Origin of the sequence: Streptococcus intermedius SK54 = ATCC 27335, from assembly GCF_000413475.1 — a bacterium.
Lineage (GTDB): Bacteria > Bacillota > Bacilli > Lactobacillales > Streptococcaceae > Streptococcus > Streptococcus intermedius.
Map to the genome: position 1 here is coordinate 138,377 of NZ_ATFK01000006.1, position 23,660 is coordinate 162,036.

At 38.0% G+C, this 23,660-nt stretch carries 21 protein-coding genes and 2 pseudogenes; 20 read left to right on the plus strand and 3 right to left on the minus strand.

The annotated features are described in order from the left end of the window. Window positions 1–1,947: a DNA mismatch repair endonuclease MutL gene (mutL, locus tag HMPREF1654_RS08580; protein WP_003077366.1), complete on the plus strand. Its 1,947-nt coding sequence runs from the start codon at window positions 1–3 to the stop codon at window positions 1,945–1,947. A 145-nt stretch (window positions 1,948–2,092) separates the two neighbouring features. Here the strand turns inward: mutL and HMPREF1654_RS08585 are convergent, their stop codons facing one another. Together HMPREF1654_RS08585 and HMPREF1654_RS08590 are read right to left on the minus strand one after the other, a co-directional pair. After that, window positions 2,093–2,602 carry an RDD family protein gene (locus HMPREF1654_RS08585; protein ID WP_003077229.1) on the minus strand — a complete coding sequence of 170 codons (510 nt, stop codon included), beginning with the start codon at window positions 2,600–2,602 and terminating at the stop codon, window positions 2,093–2,095. Further along, entirely contained in the window at window positions 2,586–3,092 is a 507-nt protein-coding gene (locus tag HMPREF1654_RS08590) for a helix-turn-helix domain-containing protein (protein ID WP_037589496.1), read from the minus strand. The genes HMPREF1654_RS08585 and HMPREF1654_RS08590 overlap by 17 nt, the downstream gene beginning before the upstream one ends. A gap of 169 nt (window positions 3,093–3,261) precedes the next feature. On the opposite strand from HMPREF1654_RS08590, the gene ruvA reads away from it, so the two are divergent. From ruvA to HMPREF1654_RS08605, 3 genes and pseudogenes are all read left to right on the plus strand, one after another. Then, window positions 3,262–3,852 (plus strand): Holliday junction branch migration protein RuvA, encoded by a 591-nt coding sequence (gene ruvA / locus HMPREF1654_RS08595; protein ID WP_003077156.1) that lies wholly within the window; start codon window positions 3,262–3,264, stop codon window positions 3,850–3,852. 10 nt (window positions 3,853–3,862) lie between these two features. Continuing rightward, on the plus strand, window positions 3,863–4,417 hold the full coding sequence (locus HMPREF1654_RS08600; RefSeq protein WP_003077403.1) for a DNA-3-methyladenine glycosylase I: 555 nt from the start codon (window positions 3,863–3,865) through the stop codon (window positions 4,415–4,417). Window positions 4,418–4,421: 4 nt separating this feature from the next. After that, window positions 4,422–5,080 (plus strand): annotated as a pseudogene (locus HMPREF1654_RS08605) (CPBP family intramembrane glutamic endopeptidase). Window positions 5,081–5,152: 72 nt separating this feature from the next. Here HMPREF1654_RS08605 and HMPREF1654_RS10260 read toward each other — a convergent pair. Further along, a pseudogene (locus tag HMPREF1654_RS10260) lies at window positions 5,153–5,474 on the minus strand (transposase); the annotation flags it as partial. A gap of 349 nt (window positions 5,475–5,823) precedes the next feature. On the opposite strand from HMPREF1654_RS10260, the gene HMPREF1654_RS08610 reads away from it, so the two are divergent. From HMPREF1654_RS08610 to HMPREF1654_RS10080, 16 genes are all read left to right on the plus strand, one after another. Next, window positions 5,824–9,738 (plus strand): Cna B-type domain-containing protein, encoded by a 3,915-nt coding sequence (locus HMPREF1654_RS08610; protein WP_003077296.1) that lies wholly within the window; start codon window positions 5,824–5,826, stop codon window positions 9,736–9,738. A gap of 292 nt (window positions 9,739–10,030) precedes the next feature. After that, the gene (locus HMPREF1654_RS08615) at window positions 10,031–11,299 is read left to right on the plus strand and encodes a competence/damage-inducible protein A (RefSeq protein WP_003077272.1); all 1,269 of its coding nucleotides are present in this window, start codon (window positions 10,031–10,033) and stop codon (window positions 11,297–11,299) included. Window positions 11,300–11,347: 48 nt separating this feature from the next. Then, the gene (recA, locus tag HMPREF1654_RS08620; RefSeq protein ID WP_003077215.1) at window positions 11,348–12,493 is read left to right on the plus strand and encodes a recombinase RecA; all 1,146 of its coding nucleotides are present in this window, start codon (window positions 11,348–11,350) and stop codon (window positions 12,491–12,493) included. Window positions 12,494–12,578: 85 nt separating this feature from the next. Continuing rightward, window positions 12,579–12,977 (plus strand): transcriptional regulator Spx, encoded by a 399-nt coding sequence (gene spx, locus HMPREF1654_RS08625; protein ID WP_003026638.1) that lies wholly within the window; start codon window positions 12,579–12,581, stop codon window positions 12,975–12,977. Window positions 12,978–13,058: 81 nt separating this feature from the next. Continuing rightward, on the plus strand, window positions 13,059–13,193 hold the full coding sequence (locus tag HMPREF1654_RS10320; protein WP_003077174.1) for a hypothetical protein: 135 nt from the start codon (window positions 13,059–13,061) through the stop codon (window positions 13,191–13,193). 516 nt (window positions 13,194–13,709) lie between these two features. Further along, window positions 13,710–14,267: an SP0191 family lipoprotein gene (locus tag HMPREF1654_RS08635; RefSeq protein WP_003077293.1), complete on the plus strand. Its 558-nt coding sequence runs from the start codon at window positions 13,710–13,712 to the stop codon at window positions 14,265–14,267. A gap of 305 nt (window positions 14,268–14,572) precedes the next feature. Then, the gene (locus HMPREF1654_RS08640; protein WP_009569646.1) at window positions 14,573–14,839 is read left to right on the plus strand and encodes an IreB family regulatory phosphoprotein; all 267 of its coding nucleotides are present in this window, start codon (window positions 14,573–14,575) and stop codon (window positions 14,837–14,839) included. Continuing rightward, complete coding sequence (gene ruvX / locus HMPREF1654_RS08645) at window positions 14,839–15,258, plus strand: Holliday junction resolvase RuvX (protein WP_003075276.1); 420 nt, start codon at window positions 14,839–14,841, stop codon at window positions 15,256–15,258. The genes HMPREF1654_RS08640 and ruvX overlap by 1 nt, the downstream gene beginning before the upstream one ends. Before the next feature lie 17 nt (window positions 15,259–15,275). Then, complete coding sequence (locus HMPREF1654_RS08650; protein ID WP_003075274.1) at window positions 15,276–15,581, plus strand: DUF1292 domain-containing protein; 306 nt, start codon at window positions 15,276–15,278, stop codon at window positions 15,579–15,581. A 198-nt stretch (window positions 15,582–15,779) separates the two neighbouring features. Next, window positions 15,780–17,021 (plus strand): bifunctional folylpolyglutamate synthase/dihydrofolate synthase, encoded by a 1,242-nt coding sequence (locus HMPREF1654_RS08655; protein WP_003077185.1) that lies wholly within the window; start codon window positions 15,780–15,782, stop codon window positions 17,019–17,021. 45 nt (window positions 17,022–17,066) lie between these two features. Next, the gene (locus HMPREF1654_RS08660; protein ID WP_003077237.1) at window positions 17,067–17,504 is read left to right on the plus strand and encodes an SP_0198 family lipoprotein; all 438 of its coding nucleotides are present in this window, start codon (window positions 17,067–17,069) and stop codon (window positions 17,502–17,504) included. Window positions 17,505–17,839: 335 nt separating this feature from the next. After that, complete coding sequence (gene cls / locus HMPREF1654_RS08665; RefSeq protein WP_003077177.1) at window positions 17,840–19,372, plus strand: cardiolipin synthase; 1,533 nt, start codon at window positions 17,840–17,842, stop codon at window positions 19,370–19,372. Between the two features lie 64 nt (window positions 19,373–19,436). Continuing rightward, window positions 19,437–19,565: a hypothetical protein gene (locus HMPREF1654_RS10325; protein ID WP_003077398.1), complete on the plus strand. Its 129-nt coding sequence runs from the start codon at window positions 19,437–19,439 to the stop codon at window positions 19,563–19,565. A 61-nt stretch (window positions 19,566–19,626) separates the two neighbouring features. Further along, window positions 19,627–21,168 (plus strand): hypothetical protein, encoded by a 1,542-nt coding sequence (locus HMPREF1654_RS08670; protein WP_003077202.1) that lies wholly within the window; start codon window positions 19,627–19,629, stop codon window positions 21,166–21,168. A gap of 106 nt (window positions 21,169–21,274) precedes the next feature. Beyond that, window positions 21,275–23,485, plus strand: coding sequence for an anaerobic ribonucleoside-triphosphate reductase (gene nrdD / locus HMPREF1654_RS08675; RefSeq protein ID WP_003077231.1), 2,211 nt, complete (start codon window positions 21,275–21,277; stop codon window positions 23,483–23,485). An 8-nt stretch (window positions 23,486–23,493) separates the two neighbouring features. Then, window positions 23,494–23,637 (plus strand): hypothetical protein, encoded by a 144-nt coding sequence (locus HMPREF1654_RS10080; protein ID WP_003077317.1) that lies wholly within the window; start codon window positions 23,494–23,496, stop codon window positions 23,635–23,637. Window positions 23,638–23,660 lie beyond the last annotated feature (23 nt).

The following is a 23,660-nucleotide window of genomic DNA, read 5'->3' on the forward strand; positions in this document are numbered from 1 at the left end:
ATGTCAAAAATTATAGAATTACCAGAAAAACTTGCCAATCAGATTGCAGCAGGTGAGGTCATCGAGCGACCTAGCAGCGTGGTCAAGGAGTTGATAGAAAACTCCATTGATGCTGGTGCCACTCAGATTATAGTTGAGATTGAAGAAGCAGGTCTCAAGAGTATTCAAGTCATTGATAATGGCGAAGGGATTGAGCACGAGGAAGTTCCCTTAGCTTTGCGTCGGCATGCGACGAGTAAGATTAAGAAACAAGCCGACCTTTTTCGAATTCGGACGTTGGGTTTTCGCGGTGAGGCACTTCCATCTATCGCTTCCGTTTCATGTTTGACGATTGAAACTGCAACAGAGACAGATCAATATGGTACTCTCTTGGTAGCCCGAGGTGGTGAAATTGAGTGTGTAGAACCAACGAGCAGCACTGTCGGAACAAAAATCAAAGTCGAAAATCTCTTTTTCAATACACCTGCTCGCTTGAAATATATGAAAAGTCAGCAAGCCGAATTATCTCATATTGTAGACGTGATGAATCGTTTGAGTTTAGCCCATCCGGAGATTGCTTTTACTCTAATAAATGACGGTAAAAAAATGACACAAACAGTAGGAACAGGGAATCTACGCCAAGCGATTGCTGGTGTTTATGGACTGACAACGGCAAAAAAAATGATTGAGATTTCAGCTTCTAATCTGGATTTTGAAGTATCAGGCTATATTAGCCTGCCAGAACTAACACGAGCTAATCGTAATTATATCACGATTCTCATCAATGGTCGCTATATTAAGAATTTCTTGCTCAATCGAGCTATCCTTGATGGCTATGGTAGTAAGCTCATGGTGGGGCGTTTTCCGATTGCAGTGATTGCTATTCAGATTGATCCTTACCTTGCTGATGTCAATGTTCATCCCACTAAGCAAGAAGTACGGATCTCAAAAGAGCGAGAGCTTATGGTCTTGATTTCACAAGCGATTGCTGCGAGTCTAAAAGAGTATGATTTGATTCCAGATGCTTTGGAGAATTTAGCTAAATCAACTATTAATCGAGTAAGTATGCCTGAACAGACTAGCTTACCACTAAAGGAGAACCGACTTTATTACGACCAAGGAAGAACCGATTTCTTTGTGAAACCACAAGTGTCAGAAGATCGACCTTCTTTTGAGAAAACTGACCAATTAGCTCAGCAACCCGTTGCTCCAGATATGCCTGATTCCAGAACAGTCTCTATTAAATTTGCAGAAAGGCAGGCGCCTTCTTATGACCAACTGGATCATCCTGAGTTAGATCAAGCTAGTATGGAGAGAGCTTTAGAGAAGCTAGATAGAGAAGGAATATCAACCTTTCCAGAGTTGGAATATTTCGGTCAAATGCATGGCACCTATCTCTTTGCACAAGGAAATGGTGGTCTTTATATTATTGACCAGCATGCAGCTCAAGAACGGGTCAAGTATGAATATTATAGGGACAAAATAGGAGATGTAGATGACAGTCAGCAGCAGCTTTTGGTGCCTTATATTTTTGAATTTCCGGCAGACGATATGCTGCGACTTCAACAACGAATGTCTCTTTTGGAAGAAGTGGGTATTTTCCTAGAAGAATATGGAGCCAATCAATTTATTTTGCGTGAACATCCTATTTGGCTCAAAGAAGAGGAAATTGAGTCAGGTGTCTATGAAATGTGTGATATGCTGCTTTTGACCAAGGAAGTCTCTATTAAGAAATATCGTGCAGAGCTAGCTATTATGATGAGCTGTAAACGTTCTATTAAGGCCAATCATAGCTTAGATGACTACTCGGCACGTGATTTAATTTTCCAACTATCACAATGCAACAATCCTTATAACTGTCCACATGGTCGACCAGTCTTGGTTAACTTTACCAAGTCGGATATGGAAAAAATGTTTCGCCGCATTCAGGAAAATCATACTAGCCTACGGGAGTTGGGTAAGTATTAATACTCTTCGAAAATCAAAACCATACATTCTTAATTTCGACTTGTCTGATTCAAGTTACACCTGCATTTTACTGTCTAGTCTGATTTTGATTTTTATTGACAATGATAAAATAGCATAGCCTCAGTTGCTTGACTGAGGCTATTTTTTAATCTTGAAGCTGAACTTGTGTTCCAGCAAGCAAATCAGCTGGATGGCGTTTGTCTTTGCGAAGCAGTCCCATCAGCAGAAAGCTCAAGAGGAGAATTCCTGCTGAAGTTGACAAGAAAATTGGCCATGCATCTGCTTGATAAGCACTATGGATAGCTCCCATATGCCCCAGCTGCCAAGAGAAAAACTTAATAGCAGAGCGCAAAACGCTATGAGCAAAGCTCTTATGTTTGTAAATAAGCTGTAAACCTACCCAACATTTGCCAAAACTTCCTTTTCTATAGTCTAACCAAGCAAAGATAACAGTTAGGGGCAGGACTGAGGTAGAAAAAGCCAGTAGTTGGTTCTGGGCTTCAGTGAATGTAGGAATGCCTCCTAGAATCAGATTGTAAAAGCCCATAGTTAGCAAAAAAAGAAAAATGAGGTAGCCCGAGATGAAGAGCCAGTCTCCAAAGAGCTCTTTCAGACGAGCTTTGACAGGTATGGGATTGTCAGTTTTTAGTTTCATCTTTAGCATCTTCTTGCTTAGAATCCTCATCAAGGCCTATAACTTTATCTAGATACTTTTCTTTAATCTTTAGCGCCTTGTTAATAGCCATTGCTGATGCGATTAAGAGGAAAAAGCTCAACCAAACCAGGGCAGTGAATTTTGCTGGAAAGCTAGAACCTGCAAAGAAGAGAAAGATTGCTAAGGCTGATACAAAAATATACAAAACCTGCCAGAAGCCATAAGATTTTACTTCCTTGTAGTAGCGGTCTTTTTCGTCTTCTGAGAGGATGGGTTTTATTTCCGGCTTGTCACCTTCTTCTAAAAGCAGATAATCTGTCGTCACCTGGAAAACCTTGCTCAGTTCTACGATTTTTTCGAGCTCGGGCAACGCTTGGCCAGACTCCCACTTGGAAATGCTCTGGCGAGAGACGTTGATTTGTTCAGCCAGTTTTTCTTGTGACCAGCCTTTTTCTTTTCTTAGTTCAAATAATTTATTAGCGAGTTTCATCATCGCAGCCTCCTTTCTTTTTCTATCTCTATCCTAACAACTTTTAGTTATCTTGAGAATACAGCTTCCTGTACATTTTGTCAACCACTGGTTGCACTTCTATTTGCAGTTTCTAGACAGAAAATATGATATACTAGATAGGCAAAATGATACAAAAAGAAGGAAGATTATGTACGAATATTTAAAAGGAATTATTACCAAAATCACAGCTAAATACATTGTTTTGGAAGTCAATGCTATTGGGTACATACTTCACGTGGCCAACCCCTATGCTTACTCAGGTCATCTTCATCAGGAAGCCAAGGTCTATGTGCACCAGGTGGTGAGAGAAGACGCGGAGCTTCTATATGGTTTTTCGACTGAGGAGGAGAAGCAACTCTTTCTCAGCTTGATTTCAGTCTCAGGTATTGGTCCTGTGTCTGCTTTGGCTATTATTGCTGCAGATGATAATACTGGCTTAGTGCAAGCCATTGAGCAGAAAAACATCACCTACCTGACCAAGTTTCCTAAGATTGGCAAGAAGACAGCCCAACAGATGGTACTGGACTTAGAAGGCAAAGTAGTGGCTGCAGATGGTCCGGCAGAAAGCAAGGCGCCCGTTCAGACTGTGGATAATCAGGAGCTGGAGGAAGCCATGGAAGCCATGCTGGCTCTGGGATACAAGGCTGCTGAACTTAAGAAAATCAAGAAATTCTTTGAAGGCACAACTGATACAGCTGAAAATTATATCAAGTCAGCTCTCAAGATGTTGGTGAAATAGGAGTGAGGATATGACTAAACGTTGTGGCTGGGTAAAAATGAACAACCCCTTGTATGTGGCCTATCATGATGAGGAGTGGGGCAAGCCCCTTCATGATGATTGGAAGTTATTTGAATTGCTTTGCATGGAGACCTATCAGGCGGGACTTTCGTGGGAGACTATTCTCAATAAACGTCAGGCTTTTCGAGAAGCTTTTCATTTCTATGATGTCCAGAAAATTGCTCAGATGACGGATGCAGATCTGGATCGTCTTTTGGACAATCCGGATATTATCCGTAATAAGATGAAGATCTATGCGACCAGAGCCAATGCCCAAGCTTTTTTGGCTGTTCAAAAGCAGTTTGGCTCTTTTAATGACTATATCTGGTCCTTTGTCGATTTTAAAACGATTGACAATGAAATTTTGAACTATAAGGAAGCACCCACTAAGACCGAGCTATCAGAAACCATGTCCAAGGTGCTGAAAAAGCAAGGCTTCAAATTTGTCGGTCCCGTTTGTGTCTATTCATTCCTAGAAGCAGCTGGACTTATCAATGACCACGAAAATGATTGTGACTGGAAGTAGAACAATGAAAACAAGAAAATTTCAGCTCATTTTTATCTCTCTATATACCATTTTATTCCTAGGTAGGGGGTTGAGGTTATTGGACAAAAATGGCTGAATTATCCAGTATATTTCCTTTTATTTGTTTTGGGAATTTTAGCTTATCGGGAGGAATTGCAGAAGCAGTTTTCTATGATTCTGCCTAAGAAGAAGGAGTTTTTTAAAACAATCTCCTTGTATATGTTATTTGTTTTTTTCTTGACAATTGCCTGCAATCTGCTTTCAGCTTTGATTAAACAGAGTCTAGGGTTGCCGCTGCAGGGACGGAATGAAGCCAGTATTCAAGGTGCGCTTTTGAAAAATCCATTTCTAATCTTGGTTATCGGCTGTTTTATTGGCCCAGTTGTTGAAGAGCTCTTCTTTCGTCGCTTCTTTTTAAGGGCTCTCTTGAAGAAATTTTCTGATTTTATTGGTATTGTTTTAACGACTGCTCTATTTGCTACCCTTCATATGCACAGCTGGACCTTGTCAGAGTGGGTGACAGCTATTTCCTATATTGCCGGAGGCTTCCTATTCTCGCTTCTGTATCTGAAAAAGGACAAGAATATCTGGTATCCAATTGTCCTCCATTGTTGTAATAATATCATTGCTTTCATCATCACATTAGGGTTTATAAATAAATGAAAAACCTAGAAGTTTAAACTTCTAGGTTTTAGTATGTTCGCTCTTTATCAAGTGTAGTAGTTTGATACAAATCTAGCATTTGGAGAGAGTTGAATCGATTTTCTCTTTTTTGATATTAAAAACGATGAGGCTTCTAGTTTTAAAGTTGCCAAAATTCTGAAAACTGAAAGCACTTCACTTGATGGTTTTTTAATGAGGCTATTGCTTGCCTCTAGCTTGGCGTTTGAATAAGGGAGTTCAAGTGCGTTGATAATCTTGTATTTCTCTTTCAAAAAAGTTTAAATCCAGTCTGAAAGATAGGATTAAAGTAAGAAATCGTTTTTTCGATGTGTCCGAAGAACTGGTTGGCCTGTTTCTCTCGAAAATGAAGGACTAAGTGTTGGTAGATTTCATAAGGCTATCGGAGTTCTTGAGAGTCTTATATGGTGAGATTTGTTCTCTACAGTATTATGATTTGGCTGTACGGCCGTTTGTAGCCCTGTTCATATGTTGAACGATATGAAAACGATCAAGAACAATTTTAACATATTATCAAGACCATATTGATTTAGGGAACTATATAATAGTTCACATCAATGACAATTTGTAGTGTTGTAAAACGAAGTTTTTGTAAATTTGATAGCTGTCCTTTGCGTTTGTGAAAGTATATAATTGTCTTGATTTATTTGAGGCTTTAAATTATAATAGGCATATAAATATAAATATAAATATAAATATAAATATAAATTAAGGAGAAATATGCAATGAAAAAGCATAGGAAAAAATTATGGTTTTATCTTTTGATGCCACTTCTAGTTTTGTTTAGTTTACTTGCTGTGACAAATACTGTTCAGGCAAAAGAACTTCAAAACGTTATTACCAATATAAAAATGTGGGATGTTGATAATGGCAACGAGAAACAACCAAATGCTCAGGGTGTTTATGAGTTGACAACTAATGATAAGTATGCCAACTATAAATACATGGTTGACTTTGATTTGAGTAAGTATAATGGTCAGCTCAATGATGGGGACTCTTTTACTTTTACGATTCCAGCGCCAATGACTGTAAAAGCAGAAACATTTGATATTAAAGACAATGATACAAAAGTTGCTCTTGCTTCTGCAAAAGTTGTATCTAATGGTGATGGTAAGGGTGGCAAGGTAACGATTACTTTAAAAAACTTACAAGAATATCTTAAGAAAAAGGGTGGCACTCAGATTGAAAATATTAAAGGAACCTTCTTTACTGGTTTTAGTGTGAAAGAAGAAAAGGACGAAACAACCGTTACTTATCCTAGTACAGAAACTAAAAATAGTATAAGTCATAAGATTAAAGTGAGGAAACCAGTCGCTCCTGATTACAGTTATGAAATTGGGACAACTAATTTCGCTAAAGTAGGAGGAATCATTGAAAAAGATTCCTGGTCATCTGAGATACTAAAAAAGAAGGGTGATTATTCTCATCCATTCATTGTTCGTGTAAATGATAGACAAGCAAAATATGATGTTATTGATGTTCATGACAGCATTTCATCCGATTATGCGCCATCACAATTTATTCCAGAAACATTAAAAGTTGAGTCAGGTTTTTATGATAAAAGTTATAATCTTAATGATTCAAAAACTATGACAAAAGATGTTGATTATACGATTGAGTGGAATGAATCTTATACTGATTTCAAAATTAAAATTAAAAATGCTTCAGCTAGAATAGCATCAAATGGTAAACCGGCGGCATACAGAATTACTTATAAGACTACGGCACCGGCTGATGGTACACAAATTGCTAATAAAGTGGAAGTGTCAGGTGATAAAAAGCCTCTAACTACTCGCACAGATAAAACAGATACAGAGACAGTTGCTGTTCGAAATTCTCAGGTTACATCTGGTGGTACAATCCAATTGGAGACTGGTTATCGTATTACTCTTTACAAGGTTGACGAAAAGACTCAAAATCGTCTTGCAGGAGCTAAATTCAAAATCACTCCTCCCGCAGGAGCAACTGCACAAGAAGAAGTTGTGACAACAGATGATAAAGGCGTTGCTCAATCCAAAATATATTCAGAAAGTGATGTTAAAAAGGGTGAATTTACTGTTACTGAGATTGAAGCACCTCTTGGTTATGAATTAAATCCAACACCATTGAAAGTAACTGTTGGAAAAGCTGGTGTTATCAAAACTATAAATAACAAAAGAGCAGTAACCTCTGTTAAAGTAAATAAAAAATGGGTTGGTAAGACAGGTTCTGAGGTTAAGGTTGAACTTCAGGCTGATGGTACAAAAGTATCAGAAACAACCTTAAACGAAGCAAACAACTGGGAATATACTTTTAGCAACTTAGAAAAGTATAATAAAGATAATAAACTCATCAAATATACAGTTAAAGAAGTAAAAGTTGAAGAAGGCTATCAATCTAAGGTAGAAGGAACTGCCACAGACGGGTATACAATTACTAACACTTACACTCCCGCAGCAGCTACTAAAGCCAAAATTTCAGGTAAGAAAGTACTGGAAGGTAAAGCGCTAGAAGCAAGAAAATATAGCTTTATTTTGAAGAAAGATGACGGCAGTATTGTTCAAACTGTTACTAATGATGCTAATGGAAATTTTGCTTTTGATGAATTGGCTTACAACGAAGATCAAGTTGGTACACATAAGTATACGATTGAAGAAGTCCAAGGAACTGAGCCGGGCATTACCTATGATACAACAATTCAAACAGTAGAAGTAACTGTTAAAAAAGTGAGTGCTACTAAACTAGAAGCAACCATTTCTAAGAAAGCAAGTGACCTTGTCTTCACTAACAAATACACGCCAGCAAAAACACAAATTCCAGTGAAAAAAGTCTGGGATGATGCCAATAATCAAGACGGCAAACGTCCAAACAAGATAACTGTAAAGCTCTTGGCAGATGGTCAAGATACAGGAAAAACTCTTGAATTGTCAGAGGCAAATAGCTGGACAGGAGCGTTCACTGACTTAGATGTTGATAAAGGTGGCACTCCAATTGATTATAAAGTAGTAGAAGTCAGTACAGTATCTGGTTATACAACTGAAACAACAGGAGATGCTAAGGCAGGTTTTACTGTTACGAATAAATACACCCCAGAAACAATTGATATTAAAGCAACGAAAAACTGGGATGATGCCAATAATCAAGACGGTAAACGTCCAAAATCAATTACTGTTAACCTCTTGGGAAATGGTGAGAAAGTAGATTCTAAAGAAGTAAGAGCCGCAGCTGACGGAACATGGTCTACTGTATTTACGAAACTTCCAAAATATAAAAATGGAAAAGAAATCAAATATAGTTTGACAGAAGAAGTAGTCTCGGAATATACTAGCGAAATCAATGGTTTCAATATTACCAACAAATACACCCCTAAAATGATTGACTATCAAGTGACCAAAACTTGGAATGATAATAATAACCAAGATGGTAAGCGACCAGATTATATCACAGTTCACTTGATGAAGACAGTTGGTGGTGTGACTACCGAAGTTGAGAAATATAATATCAAAGTCGCTGAAGCGGATCCAGCGAATGGGAATGTTTGGAAACATACCTTTAGTAATCTTCCAAAATACGAAGCAGGTCAAGAAATTGTCTATTCTGTCAAGGAAGATGCTGTAGCAGGATATGAAACCTCTATCAAGGGTCAAGAAATCACCAATACGCACACTCCAGAAACGATTGTCATTTCTGGTAAGAAAATTTGGGAAGATAACAACAACCAAGATGGCAAACGGACCAGAATGGTCAAGGTTCAAATTCTGAAAGGCAAAAATGGTCCAGTTGTTGATGAAATTGAAACTTCAGAAGAAAAAGGTTGGGCCTTTGAATCAAAACCATTACCAAAGTATGAAAATGGTCAAGAAATCAAATACGAAGTGAAAGAAGTTGCTGTAGAATCTTACCAATCCGAAGTTAAATCGTCTGGACATAATCAATACACAATTACTAACAAGCACACTCCAGAAAAAATCAAATTAACTGGTCAAAAGACTTGGAATGATTCAGACAATCAAGATGGCAAACGTCCAACTGAAATCAAAGTTCGTTTATTGGCAGACGGTAAAGATACAGGTAAAGTAGCAACAGCAAGCGAAGCAACTGATTGGAAATACAGTTTTGAAGGTTTGGATCGTTACAAAGCTGGAAAAGAAATTGTTTACTCTGTTGAGGAAGTAGATGTACCAAAAGGCTATCAATCTGAAGCGAATGGAATGAATTTGGTCAATAGCCACACTCCAGAGGTGACTTCAGTTAGCGGTCAAAAGACTTGGGAAGACGAAAATGATAAAGATGGTCTTCGTCCAAAAGAGATTCAAGTGAAATTGCTTGCGAATGGCAAAGATACAGGCAAATTAGCAACAGCAAGTGAAGCAACTGGTTGGAAGTATAGCTTTGAAAAACTTGCCAAATATGAAGCAGGTAAGGCAATCACTTATACAGTGGAAGAAGTTGCTGTACCGAAAGGTTACACAGCGAAGGTATATGGTATGAATATCACGAATAGTCATACACCAGAGAAACCACAAACACCGCCAAGTACACCAGAGAATCCGAAGAAGGTAATTCTGCCGTCTACAGGTAGCCAAGAATCTATTTTAGCTGTTTTAACAGGTCTTGTTACTTTGGGTGGAGTCGCTTACTTGATGAAGAAAAAATTGTAATTCCTCCACCATAGGATAGATGAGGTTAAAAGTCCATTAGAAAATTCTAGTGGGCTTTTTCAGTACTTTGGCAACTGTAGTGGGTGATTAGTGGACTTATATTGATATTTAGGATAAAACAAATTAGTTTCCTCGGTTTTATTGTTTGTGAGATTTTTGAAGAAGGATTCTTTTGTTTTGTCAGAATGTATCGCTAGATATAGCTTATAAAAGATTATTTTCTTAAAATGAAGTTTTTAATCTTTTTTGTGATAAAATAAAACCAATTCCGAATAGTAAGGTAGGAGGTTTTATGAAAGCAGAAATTATTGCTGTGGGTACTGAGATTTTGACTGGTCAGATTGTCAATACGAATGCTCAATTTTTATCTGAAAAATTAGCGAGCTTGGGAGTAGATGTCTATTTCCAGACAGTGGTTGGAGATAATGAAGATCGTCTGTTATCCATTTTAGAAATAGCTAGAGATCGTAGTAATTTAGTTATCTTGACAGGTGGTTTAGGTCCGACTGAAGACGACTTAACCAAGCAGACTTTGTCAAAATTTTTGAATCGTAGGCTAGTCTTTTATCAAGTAGCTGTTGAAAAATTGAATCGTTTCTTCTCCAGCCGACCGGACTATACTCGAACACCAAATAATGAGCGACAAGCTCAGATAGTAGAAGGCTCGACTCCTTTACCAAATGCGACTGGCTTAGCTGTCGGAGGATTGTTAGAAGCAGACGGAGTGACCTATGTAGTCCTGCCTGGCCCCCCTAGTGAACTAAAGCCTATGGTAAACAATGAGTTGGTTCCGCTTTTAGCAACTGGCCAAAAATTGTATTCGAGAGTCTTGCGTTTCTTTGGTATTGGGGAGAGTCAATTAGTCACCCTTTTAGGAAACTTGATTGATACTCAGACGGATCCGACCATTGCTCCTTATGCTAAGACGGGAGAAGTGACGTTGCGATTGTCGACCAAGGCCAGCAGTCAAAAGGAAGCAGATGTTAAGTTTACTCATCTGGAAAAGAAAATTTTAGCAGTACAGACTTTTGAGAAACAACAATTAGCCGACCTTTTCTATGCTTATGGAGATGACAATTCTCTGGGACAGACAGCTTTTGAATTGTTGAAGAAAGCAGGCAAAACAGTCACAGCAGCTGAAAGTCTGACTGCGGGACTTTTTCAAGCGACTTTAGCAAATTTTTCTGGAGCATCCAAGGTCTTTGGAGGTGGCTTTGTTACTTATGGCATAGAGGAGAAGAGTCAAATGTTAGGCATTCCATTGGCAGATTTAGAAATGCATGGGGTAGTCTCAGCTTATACAGCAGAGAAAATGGCTACGCAAGCTAGGAAATTGACTGCTAGTGACTATGCGGTGAGTTTGACTGGAGTAGCAGGTCCAGATAGTTTAGAAGGCCATCCAGCAGGAACTGTTTATATTGGCTTGGCAACTGCAGATAACGTTCAGTCTATTCAGGTTAATATTGCGGGGCGCAGTCGGACGGATGTACGTAAAATAGCTGTGTTACATGCTTTCAATTTGTTGCGAAAAACTTTATTAAAAAATGAGAATATGCTATAATAATTAGATAATCAAGAAAATTAATTTATTACTACACAGGAGAAATAAATGGCGAAAAAACAAAAAAAAATAGATGAAATTTCAAAGAAATTTGGTGAGGAACGCCAAAAAGCATTAGATAATGCACTTAAAAATATTGAAAAGGATTTTGGTAAGGGAGCAATTATGCGCCTGGGGGAACGAGCTGAACAAAAAGTTCAAGTCATGAGTTCAGGTAGCTTGGCATTAGATATTGCACTTGGTGCAGGAGGGTATCCAAAGGGACGGATTATTGAAATTTATGGTCCAGAGTCTTCTGGTAAGACAACGGTGGCTCTTCATGCGGTAGCGCAGGCCCAAAAAGAGGGAGGGATTGCAGCTTTTATTGACGCTGAACATGCTCTTGATCCAGCCTATGCGCAGGCACTTGGGGTTAATATTGATGAATTATTACTTTCTCAACCGGATTCAGGTGAACAGGGACTTGAAATTGCTGGAAAATTGATTGATTCGGGGGCCGTAGATTTGGTGGTTATCGACTCAGTTGCAGCTCTTGTACCGCGTGCTGAAATTGATGGAGATATAGGAGATAGCCATGTTGGTTTACAAGCACGGATGATGAGCCAAGCGATGCGGAAGTTATCTGCATCTATCAATAAAACGAAGACGATTGCAATTTTTATTAATCAATTACGAGAAAAAGTTGGTATCATGTTTGGAAATCCAGAAACAACGCCGGGAGGTCGTGCCCTTAAGTTTTATGCTTCAGTTCGCTTGGATGTCCGCGGAAACACTCAAATCAAAGGTACAGGTGATGAAAAAGACACCAATGTGGGGAAAGAAACGAAGATCAAGGTCGTGAAGAATAAAGTTGCTCCGCCGTTTAAGGAAGCCTTCGTAGAAATCATGTATGGTGAGGGCATTTCTAAAACAGGCGAGCTCATCAAGATTGCTACGGATCTAGACATTATTAAAAAAGCAGGTGCGTGGTATTCTTACAATGATGAAAAGATTGGACAAGGGTCTGAAAATGCTAAGAAATACTTGGCAGATCATCCAGAAATTTTTGATGAAATTGATCGCAAGGTTAGAATTCATTATGGTTTGATTGAGGATGATGCTGAAGATGAGAAAAAGGTGGAAACAAGCAACTCAGCAAACAAAGCAGAGGAAGTCACATTAGACTTGGATGGTGCGATTGAAATCGAGGAATAAATTTAAAAAATAGGTCGCAAGACGGAGGGATTTTATGGTATAATATAGTATGATAGTAGTACCGTGTAGCGAAAGGAGTACTTACATGATTACAATTTATACTGTCTCAAGTTGCACTAGTTGTAAAAAAGCAAAAACATGGCTCAATGCTCATCAATTAACTTATAAAGAACAAAATCTTGGTAAAGAAGGAATTACAAAAGAAGAGTTGTTAGATATTCTAACAAAAACTGAAAATGGAGTGGCAAGTATTGTCTCTTCAAAAAATCGCTATGCTAAAGGCTTAGGAGTAGATATCGAAGAGTTAAGTGTGAGTGAAGTGATTGATTTAATCATGGAAACTCCACGTATCTTAAAGAGTCCTATTTTGGTCGATGATAAGCGACTGCAAGTGGGTTACAAGGAAGACGACATTCGTGCTTTCTTGCCTCGTTCAGTCCGTAATGTTGAAAATACAGAAGCACGTCTACGTGCCGCTTTATAATACGAAAAGAGTGGAATATAACTTCCGCTTTTTTGTTTATCATAGAAGATGCTAAAATAAATAACGAGGAGTAGATAGACCATGAAAATCCTGATTTCATTAACCATTATTCTTCCAATTTTAGGTGGTTGTGGTCAAAAGAAAGAAACAAAATCAAAAACAAGCAAGCAATCGATTGATAGCAAGTTACCAGTTCTCGCGAATGCTGAAAAATAAATAGTTATGACGAAGAATTTATCTGTTCCCAAAACGGCTGAAGGCGTTCAACAACGCTTACAGGGGAAATCAATTTTTAAGTTTATCGATTGAGTAAATCATGCCGATGAAAGAAGAAATGAAAAAAGTGGTTGCTGAAGTTGGAGTTGCTGAGGCACAAAAATTGTTGGAAAAATCTTTGACTAGAGACGCAAAATAGACACAAGAAAAAAGTTTAGAAGGCTTTTCAACCTCTCTCGAAATCTTTAATGAGCAAGAATTGAAGCGAGTGCATACGTTGCTTTCCAAGTTGTGGATATTAATAAAGCAACAGATACTGAGTAGTTAAAGATTATAAATTTAAAAAACTTTTAAAAATGAAACCTAAGGAATATGTTGAAGATCAGATTGCAAGTGATGTAAAAGCAGTTCATCAGTAATTGTTAAATAGGAGTTTTTAGGCAAGTTTATTTGACAACGCTTACAAAAGGTGGTACACTTTTCTTGTAAAACTCTAAAATATAAGGAGGATATATTATGAGAAAATCGATTGTTGTATTAGGTGCAAGCTTGCTCTTTCTAACGGCTTGTAGCCAGAAATCTGAGCAAAAGCAATCAGGGGGGAATAAGACTGGTTCAAGTGTTGTAAAAAAAGATTCTGTCGTAACTAAGTCTTTCCAACAAAAACAGACTGTTCAAGGAATAGAACAAACACTTATCCAAACGATTTCTTATGAGGGAAAAACATTTAAGAAATTTGTCATCAATCTTGAGCAAGTACTTCCAGAAAATATGAAAAGCGCTTTAAGAGGACAAGATTTAGAAAGTAGAAAGCCACAGTTAATCTCTGGTTTTGAGACAGCTGCAAGATTGGATAAATTTAAGTCTTTAGCTGGTGTTGATGTTAAAACTGATATTACGAAAGACTATGTTATTAAAGTTAACATTAATATTGATATGAGCAAAATCAACCTTGATGAAGCATCAAAATTAGACACATATGGTTCTATGTTCTCAACCATTAAAAACTTAACCCCAAAACAATATATTGAATCTGTCAAAGCAGCTGGTGCTAAAGAAGTTGCAAATCCATGATAAGAATAGTCATATGTGAAAGAAAAGGCTGGGACGATGATGTCCCAGCCTTAATTTGGTATAAAAAATCCTGTACTTAAGCCGATTGCATAAAGCATTTGTTTGAGGTTGTAGATGAAGCCTCTTATAGCAGTATTGACTTTGTTCGTTTTTTATCTCTAAAAAATTCCTACTCATCCTCACGATATTAAGGTTATCAGTTAAAAATTTTTAGTTCTGTTCCACTACATTTTCAACCTCTTTAATTTGTGAAAAGTCTTGAAATGTGCTATAATATAGGTATTCTAGTGAAAGAAGGTGTAATTGTGGGATTTACAGATGAGACAGTACGGTTTAATCTTGATGATTCAAACAAAAAAGAAATTAGTGAAACATTGAAAGATGTCTATGTGTCGCTGAATGAAAAGGGTTATAATCCAATCAACCAAATCGTGGGATATGTGCTTAGTGGTGATCCTGCGTATGTACCTCGTTATAATAATGCACGAAATCAAATTCGTAAATATGAACGTGATGAGATTGTAGAAGAATTAGTTCGTTATTATTTGAAAGGGCAAGGCATTGATCTCTAATGAGAATGATGGGATTAGATGTTGGTTCAAAAACAGTTGGTGTCGCGATTAGTGATCCACTTGGTTTTACAGCTCAAGGACTTGAAATTATTCCTATTGATGAAGAAAAAGAGGAATTTGGTTTTGATCGTTTGAGTGAGCTTGTAAGAGAATACAAGGTTGAGAAGTTTGTTGTGGGTCTCCCGAAAAATATGAACAATACAAGTGGGCCTCGCGTAGAAGCAAGTCGAGCTTATGGTGCTAAAATTGAACAATTATTTCATTTGCCAGTTGAATACCAAGATGAACGCTTAACAACGGTAGCTGCGGAGAGAATGTTGATTGAACAAGCGGATGTGAGCAGAAAGAAGAGAAAAAAGGTTATTGACAAGCTTGCAGCGCAGCTTATATTGCAAAATTATTTAGATCGAAATTTTTAATAGACAAAGGAGAAACCATGGCACACGATCATAACCATGACCACGAAGAGCGTGAATTGATTACACTCGTAGATGAGCAAGGGAATGAAACCTTGTTTGAAATTCTCTTGACAATTGATGGAAAAGAAGAATTTGGCAAAAACTACGTTTTATTGATTCCAGCTAGCGCAGAAGAAGATGAAAACGGTGAAGTAGAAATTCAAGCCTACTCATTTACTGAGAATGAAGATGGAACAGAAGGCGATTTACAACCAATCCCAGAAGATTCAGATGCTGAATGGGACATGATTGAAGAAGTTTTCAATAGCTTTATGGAAGAATAAGTTGGATACATTAGCTTTTTGCATCACGGATGATGAAGAAATCAAAAGGCTATGTGAATCATATTTTATAGTATGCGAATGCGTAGTTGACTTAATTCCTATGTGTGAAGAAAGAGTATCAGCTATTCAATGAGCTGTGGGGTGTGACATGAACCAAAATCTGGTTCTGTTTCACTCCCTTTTTGCTAGGAGAAGAAAATGAATGAAATTGAAACGTGGTTAGAAAGTCGGATTGGCTTGAATTTTCGGTCTGGTTTAGCACGAATGATACGAGCGATAGCTCTTTTGCATCATCCAGAAGCGAATTACCCCATGATTCATGTGACAGGAACGAATGGAAAAGGCTCAACGATTGCGTTTATGAGTCAATTATTTGTGCAACATGATAAGAAAGTGGGAACCTTTACATCTCCACATATGACAAGCATTCACGACCGGATTTGTATCAACCACGAACCAATCCCCAACAAAGACTTCATCAGAATAGGACACCGTGTTCAAACAATGGAAAGGCAATTGTTACAGACGCACTCTCCTTTATCTTATTTTGAAATCTTAACGCTTATGGCTTTGCTGTACTTCAAGGAGGAGCAAGTAGATGTGGCTTTGATCGAAGTAGGAATTGGGGGGCTTTTGGACACAACAAACGTGGTGATAGGGGATATTGCAATTGTGACATCAGTAGGGCTGGATCATCAGGAAACCTTAGGAGACACCATAGCTGCAATTGCAGAACATAAAACAGGAATTTTCAAGGAGAATAAAATAGCTGTTATTGGACCATTGGTCGAAGAGGCGAGAAGGCTCTGTGAGCTGCGCGCGAACGCTCTCGGAGTTGACTTGTATGAATATGGCAGAGATTTTTCATTTTCGAAAGAGCAGTTTTCTAATCAAGATGAAATGATAGTCGATTTACGGCTGGGACTGAACGGCACTTATCAGGAAGAAAATGCAGCTGTTGCTTTGCAAGGTTTTCTTTTATTTATGAAGCAACAAAACTGGCAACCGCAAGTGAAACGGATACGAAAAGCTCTCCAACAAACAAATTGGGTAGGGCGGTTAGAATATTTTGAGGGAGGTATTTATTTAGACGGAGCACATAATTTACCAGCTTTGTCACGTTTGGTGGAGTTTATTCGCCAGCAAGAACAAAAAGAAATATTTGTCTTGTTTGGTGCTTTGAGGCGAAAGAATTATCAGGGGATGCTGTCTTATTTAACACAGGAATTGCCAGAGGCGCGATTGACTATAACAACATTTGAGAATGATGGTGCAGTGGGGGAGCGGGATCTTACAGCCGAAAATTACGTTTCTTCGTATCAGGAATTTATCGAACAATTTATCAGAAATTCTACTGATAATCAGCTTCTTTTTGTGACAGGTTCTCTTTATTTTATTGCGGAGGTTCGTGCTTTTCTTTTAGAAAAGAAGACTGATTGAAAGGCTCGATAGCATAATAGAACTGTATAATGAAGGAGGATAAAAATGCTAGTATTAAAGAAATTTAGCTATGTGCTCTTTTCTCTGATAGGTCTTATCGTTTTGACCTCATGCTCCAAGTCTAACCAGACCTCACCAACCTCTCAGTCTGTTTCAAGTAGTCAATCAGCTAATGTCTCAAGTGAGAGTGAGGGATCATCAACGATAGTAGAAAAGTCATCAGAAAAACTAGATGGGACGTATAAGGGGATGGACGAGGAGGCTACGATTACTTTGGTTATCAAGGGGGAAAGTGGTACGTGGACCGAACAAGAGCCAAGTGGTGAAGAAGAAGTAAAACCAGTAAGTATTGATCCAACAAATCAGCGAATGAGGATTGGAGATGATACTGTGCATTATATGATTAACAATCGTCAATTGACAATCGAAGATATTGAGCAAGAAAATGGAGAAAATGATACGGTCGTTTTAACGAAACAATAATCTGTTTGGAACGGGAGTACCATGTTTCAAAAGTGAAAACCTTGACTTACAAAATGTAGTAAGAATTGAAGGTTAGTTTCCTCTCTTCATAAGATTATTGAGCCAAAATCTTTGTTTTATCTATTCTCTCAACTAGATAGAGAGGGACGGTATTTTATTCATAACTTAGAACTAAGAGTGTGAGAAAAGTTGATCTCTATGAAATTGAAATTTTTCTACCACTCTTTTTGTTGGGATGTTTGTGCATAATTTGAAGGGCAAACAATGGTTGACTTTGGCTTGATTTATTAGGGAATCCCCGTTATACTAGTACTAAATAGAGACAGGGAGAAAACATGAATTTTAGGAAATTTCAGCTATTGATGTCAAAATATGGTTTTAGCATCATTATTATGGTGTTAGAATTGGGACTTGTTTTTTGGTTTTTCTTTTGGCTTGGTCGATGGACGCCTACTTTATGGATTGCTTTTGTGATTTTGTTCAGTGTGGCAACTATTTTGGCGATTGTCAATCGTTCAATGACGCCAGAAAGCAAAGTAACCTGGCTTTTAGTGGCTTTTATTCCAGTCTTTGGACCGTTGCTTTATCTGATGTTTGGCGAGCGTCGTTTGTCTAGAAGTGAATTGAAACAGTTGAAGAATATGGATCAAATGAAATTTCGTGAGGATAATAGTTATGAGTTGCGTTTAGAGTTGAAAAATACAGATAAGTCAGCTTATGGGATTATCAAATCACTTCTTAGCATGGATCATAATGCGGATGTATATGACGGTACGGAATCACAATTTTTCCCTTTGGGCGAAGAAATGTTTCAAAAAATGCTGGAAGATTTACGCAAAGCAGAAAAATTTATCTTTTTAGAATATTACATTGTAGAAGAAGGCCTCATGTGGAATAGTATTTTAGATATTCTGCGTGAAAAGGCAGCCCAAGGCGTGGAAGTGAAAATGCTCTATGATGATATTGGCTGTATGGCGACTCTTCCTGGCGACTACACCAGTCGATTACAAGCTATGGGGATTGATGCCCATAAATTTAACAAAGTGATTCCGCGAATGACAGTAGCCTATAATAATCGAGATCATCGGAAAATCCTCGTCGTTGACGGGCAGATTGGCTATACTGGTGGCATCAATCTGGCAGATGAATACATTAATCACATCGAGCGATTTGGTCACTGGAAAGACGGTGGGATTCGTCTGAATGGGCGCGCTGTAAAAGCCTTGACACGGCTATTTCTGATGAACTGGTATATTAACCGTGGGAAAATCAGTGATTTCGATCGCTATCATTTGGATAACAAAGCTGTAGATGCGCCAGGACTCTATATTCCGTATGGAAGCGGACCTAAGCCCATGTACAAAGCTCAAGTTGGGAAAAATGTTTATCAAAATATTATCAGTCAAGCGACAGATTATGTGTATATTGCTACACCGTACTTAATTATTGATTATGACTTGACAGAAGACATCAAAAATGCTGCTATGCGGGGGGTAGATGTCCGCATTGTGACACCTTATATTCCAGATAAAAAAATTATTCAGCTCATTACGCGAGGAGCTTATCCTGATTTAATGGCGGCTGGGGTTCGGATTTATGAGTATACACCGGGCTTTATTCACAGCAAGCATGTGGTGGCAGACGATGATTTCGGTGTGGTTGGAACAATCAACTTTGATTATCGAAGTCTGGTTCACCACTATGAAAATGCTATTTTGATGTATAAAACGCCTTCTATGTTTGACTTAAAACGGGATTTTGAAACCCTTTTTGAGAATTCTCAAGAAATTCATGAGGATACTATTAAAAATACTTGGTATCAACGTTTAATCAAAGAGATTGTCGAATTGTTTGCGCCGATGCTATAAAAATTTCTCTTGTATAGGAGGAATTTTTTCTTTTTTACGAATAATCTAGTAAAAAGGATGTAAAATGGTCAAAGAATTAACAAGTGAAGAAAAGGAATTCTTGAAAAAGTATATCGCGTTAGGTTACCATCGTTTCCGAGAATTGGAATATTACAGTCTACTTTTGCACAAGATGCAGAACTTATCAGAATGAGGCTGACAGATAGAGAAGATTTTGATATACTAGATAAGACTGATATCAAGGAGAATCTTTTATGTATGATACAATGCCTGAACAAGGTACGAAAGAGACAGTAACAGAGGCGCTTTACGAAGAGAGCAAGAAAAAGGCTGCTTTTATAGAGCCCACTTCAACTCCTTTTGTGTTATTACTTTTGTGGAGTGCATTGCTGAGTGGTTTAAGTGTTGCGAATCCATTGTTGACCAATCTTTCTACGAATCTGCAATCTCAAAATCTGTATGCAGGATGGGCAATAGCACAAGGACAGGTTATTTATGGAAATATTTATGGAACGAGTGGATTGCTTTATTATCTAGCTAATTGGGCGGGCAATCTCTTTCTGAGCAATATTTTATTTGTAGCAATGCAGTGTGTGGCTTTATTTATTGCAGGCATTTTTCTTTTCAAAATTGTTTACCAATTAACAGCGGTAAGGAATAATTCTATAAAAATTGTTTCGTTATTTTATGGCTTAACTTTAGTTTTAGGCTGGGGTGGCTTATATTCTAGTATGTTTGCCTTCCCTTTTGTATTTGGTGCACTGTATTTTCTGGTACGTTATGTAGCAGGAGAAGCTAGCGATAAAGGCTTTATTGGTTTTGGTGCGCTTGGTGCGCTGATGTTTATGACAGATCCGTTAACGAGCTTGGTGCTCTATGCAACAGCCTTTATTGCTCTTTTCGTTTATAATATTGTCACAAAGCAAAAGGCACGTGGCTTGTATCAATTTTTGGCTACTCTTGTGGGCTTCTCACTTATATTTTATCCCTTGGGCTATTATACGGTTTTAAATGGTACTTTTGGAGCGGCGATTAGTCAAATCCTTTATCCATGGGAGAGTCTTCGTTTTTCTGGGCAGCATTTATTGCATAATGCTTTACTTTATAGTAGTTTACTCATCGGGCTTGGGGTATTAGGGACTTGGATAAGAAGTTTTTCATTGCCAGCAAATTCTGTGGAACGCTTTCTGCAGCTACTGAGTTTTTTTGCTTCGTTTATCTTAGTTTCATTTAATTTCTTTTTGACAGAGCAAGGTGTTTATCAGTTTCTGTCGATTTTGCCGTACTTCATGGTTTTACTCAGTTTATGGTTAGGAAAGAGTAAGCTGAACAGAGGTGGACGTCATAGTCGTGTGCGAAAATCGTCGTCTATTTTAGGAAGCTACATTGTCAAGAATGCTTTTTTACCTGCTTTAGCAGTCATTTATTTAATTGGTTTTCCTCTTGTAAATCACTATATTTTATCTTCAGGTGAAGCAAGTGAACGTGCATCTGCTGCAAATTATATTAAAAATAAAGCAAAGAAGACGGACAAAATATATGCTTGGGACAAAACGGCGCTGCTCTACCAAGCGAGCGGACATTTATCTGCGGTACCGATTTTAACACCTGGCTTGTACCAAGGAACCGCTGAAAATAAAATGGCTTTGGCCAGGAGTTTGAAAGAAAATAGACCCGCTTATATTTTAGTTCATAATCAAGTGCCGGTTCTTCAAGATGTCCAAAAGCAATTAAAAGAGAACTATCAGTTGACAAGCTTGAAACTCAATCATTTCAAGTTGTATAAGCTGAAATAACAAATCAATATCTTGTGTTTGAAATAAAATTTTAAGTTTTTTACCACAAGATATTGATTTTTTTTATGAGAGTGATATAATATGATTTATATGAATGGAGGAGCTTATGATTGCATTAAATGAAGAGACGATACAAGGATTTGCAGATATTTATGTAGAAAAACGTGATGGCCGTCGTGTGGCTTTTGACGCAGATAAGATCTACAAGGCACTTGTCAAAGCTAGTCAAGAAGTAACGACGATGACTCCGTTATTAGAAGCAAAACTTGAAGGCATTACCAATAAAATTGTAGCAGAAGTGATTGCGCGCTTTCCTGCAGGTGTTAAAATTTATGAAATTCAAAACATCGTTGAACATGAGTTGTTGAATGCGAATGAATATGCCATTGCAGAAAGCTATATTACTTATCGTACGCAACGTGATTTTGCGCGTTCAAAAGCGACAGATATCAACTTTACAATCGGTAAATTGCTCAACAAAGATCAAGCAGTTGTTAACGAAAATGCAAACAAGGACAGCGATGTTTTCAATACTCAGCGTGATTTGACAGCAGGAATTGTAGGGAAATCAATCGGTTTGCAAATGTTACCGCCGCATGTGGCAAATGCGCATCAAAAAGGAGATATCCACTATCATGATTTGGATTATAGCCCTTATACACCAATGACAAACTGTTGCTTGATTGATTTCAAAGGGATGTTGAAAAATGGTTTTAAGATTGGAAATGCAGAGGTAGAAAGTCCAAAGTCGATTCAAACCGCGACTGCACAAATTTCTCAAATCATTGCGAATGTCGCCTCTAGTCAATATGGTGGTTGTTCAGCTGATCGAATTGATGAAGTTTTGGCACCCTATGCTGAAAAGAATTATGAAAAACATCTGACAGATGCGCGTGAATGGGTCACTCCCGAAAAGCAAGAAGAATTTGCTTGGACAAAAACGAAAAAAGACATCTATGATGCTATGCAATCTTTAGAATATGAAATTAATACCTTGTTTACATCAAATGGACAAACCCCATTTACATCGCTTGGTTTTGGTCTTGGCACCAATCGTTTTGAAAGAGAAATTCAAAAAGCCATTCTTCAGATTCGTATCAAAGGACTTGGATCAGAACACCGTACAGCTATCTTCCCTAAATTGATTTTCACTTTAAAACGTGGTTTGAATTTAGAACCTGGCACTCCAAACTATGATATTAAGCAATTAGCCTTGGAATGTGCTACGAAACGGATGTACCCAGATGTTTTGTCTTACGATAAAATTGTAGAATTAACAGGCTCTTTCAAAGTTCCAATGGGTTGTCGTTCTTTCTTGCAAGGTTGGAAAGACAAGAATGGGCAAGAAGTCAATTCTGGTCGGATGAATCTTGGTGTTGTGACGGTCAATCTTCCACGAATTGCCCTTGAATCTGAAGGCAACATGGAGAAATTCTGGGAAATTTTTAATGAGCGGATGAATATTGCTGAAGATGCGCTCGTCTACCGTGTCGAACGCACCAAAGAAGCGACTCCAGCTAATGCTCCTATTCTTTATCAATATGGTGCTTTTGGAAAACGTCTAGGTAAATATGATAAGGTGGATCAACTCTTTAAGCATCGTAGAGCCACAGTTTCTCTCGGCTATATTGGTCTGTATGAAGTGGCGACAGTCTTTTATGGTGGTGAATGGGAGCACAATCCAGAAGCCAAGAAATTTACAGTCGATATCGTTCGTGAAATGAAACGCCGTGTAGAAGAATGGTCTGACCAATATGACTACCACTTCTCTGTTTATTCTACACCGTCTGAAAGTCTGACAGACCGCTTTTGTCGTCTGGATACAGAAAAATTTGGTCTTGTAAAAGATATTACAGATAAGGAATACTATACGAATAGTTTCCACTATGATGTCCGTAAAAATCCGACACCATTTGAAAAATTAGATTTTGAAAAAGATTATCCAGCGGCCGGGGCTTCAGGAGGCTTTATTCACTACTGTGAATATCCTGTTCTACAACAAAATCCGAAAGCACTCGAATCAGTCTGGGACTATGCTTACGATCGTGTGGGCTATCTTGGAACCAATACTCCGATTGACCATTGTTACAAGTGCGATTTTGAAGGGGATTTCACGCCAACAGAACGTGGATTTACTTGTCCAAACTGCGGCAATAGTGATCCTAAGACAGTTGATGTTGTGAAGCGAACTTGTGGTTATCTTGGAAATCCTCAAGCCCGTCCGATGGTAAATGGACGTCACAAGGAGATTTCAGCTCGTGTTAAACACATGAATGGTTCAACAATCAAGTTCGAAGGACATCATGTAGAAAAGTAGGGACTTTCATGGGGAAATATCAATTAGACGATAAAGGAAAAACACAAGTCACACGCTATCATGAAAAACACTCCAAGGGTGGAGTAAAGAAACAAGATCGAGTTGCTAAACTGAGAGAACAATTTTTACAAAAAGTAAGTGCAAAACAATAAAAGAAGAAGTGAGATGACATCGG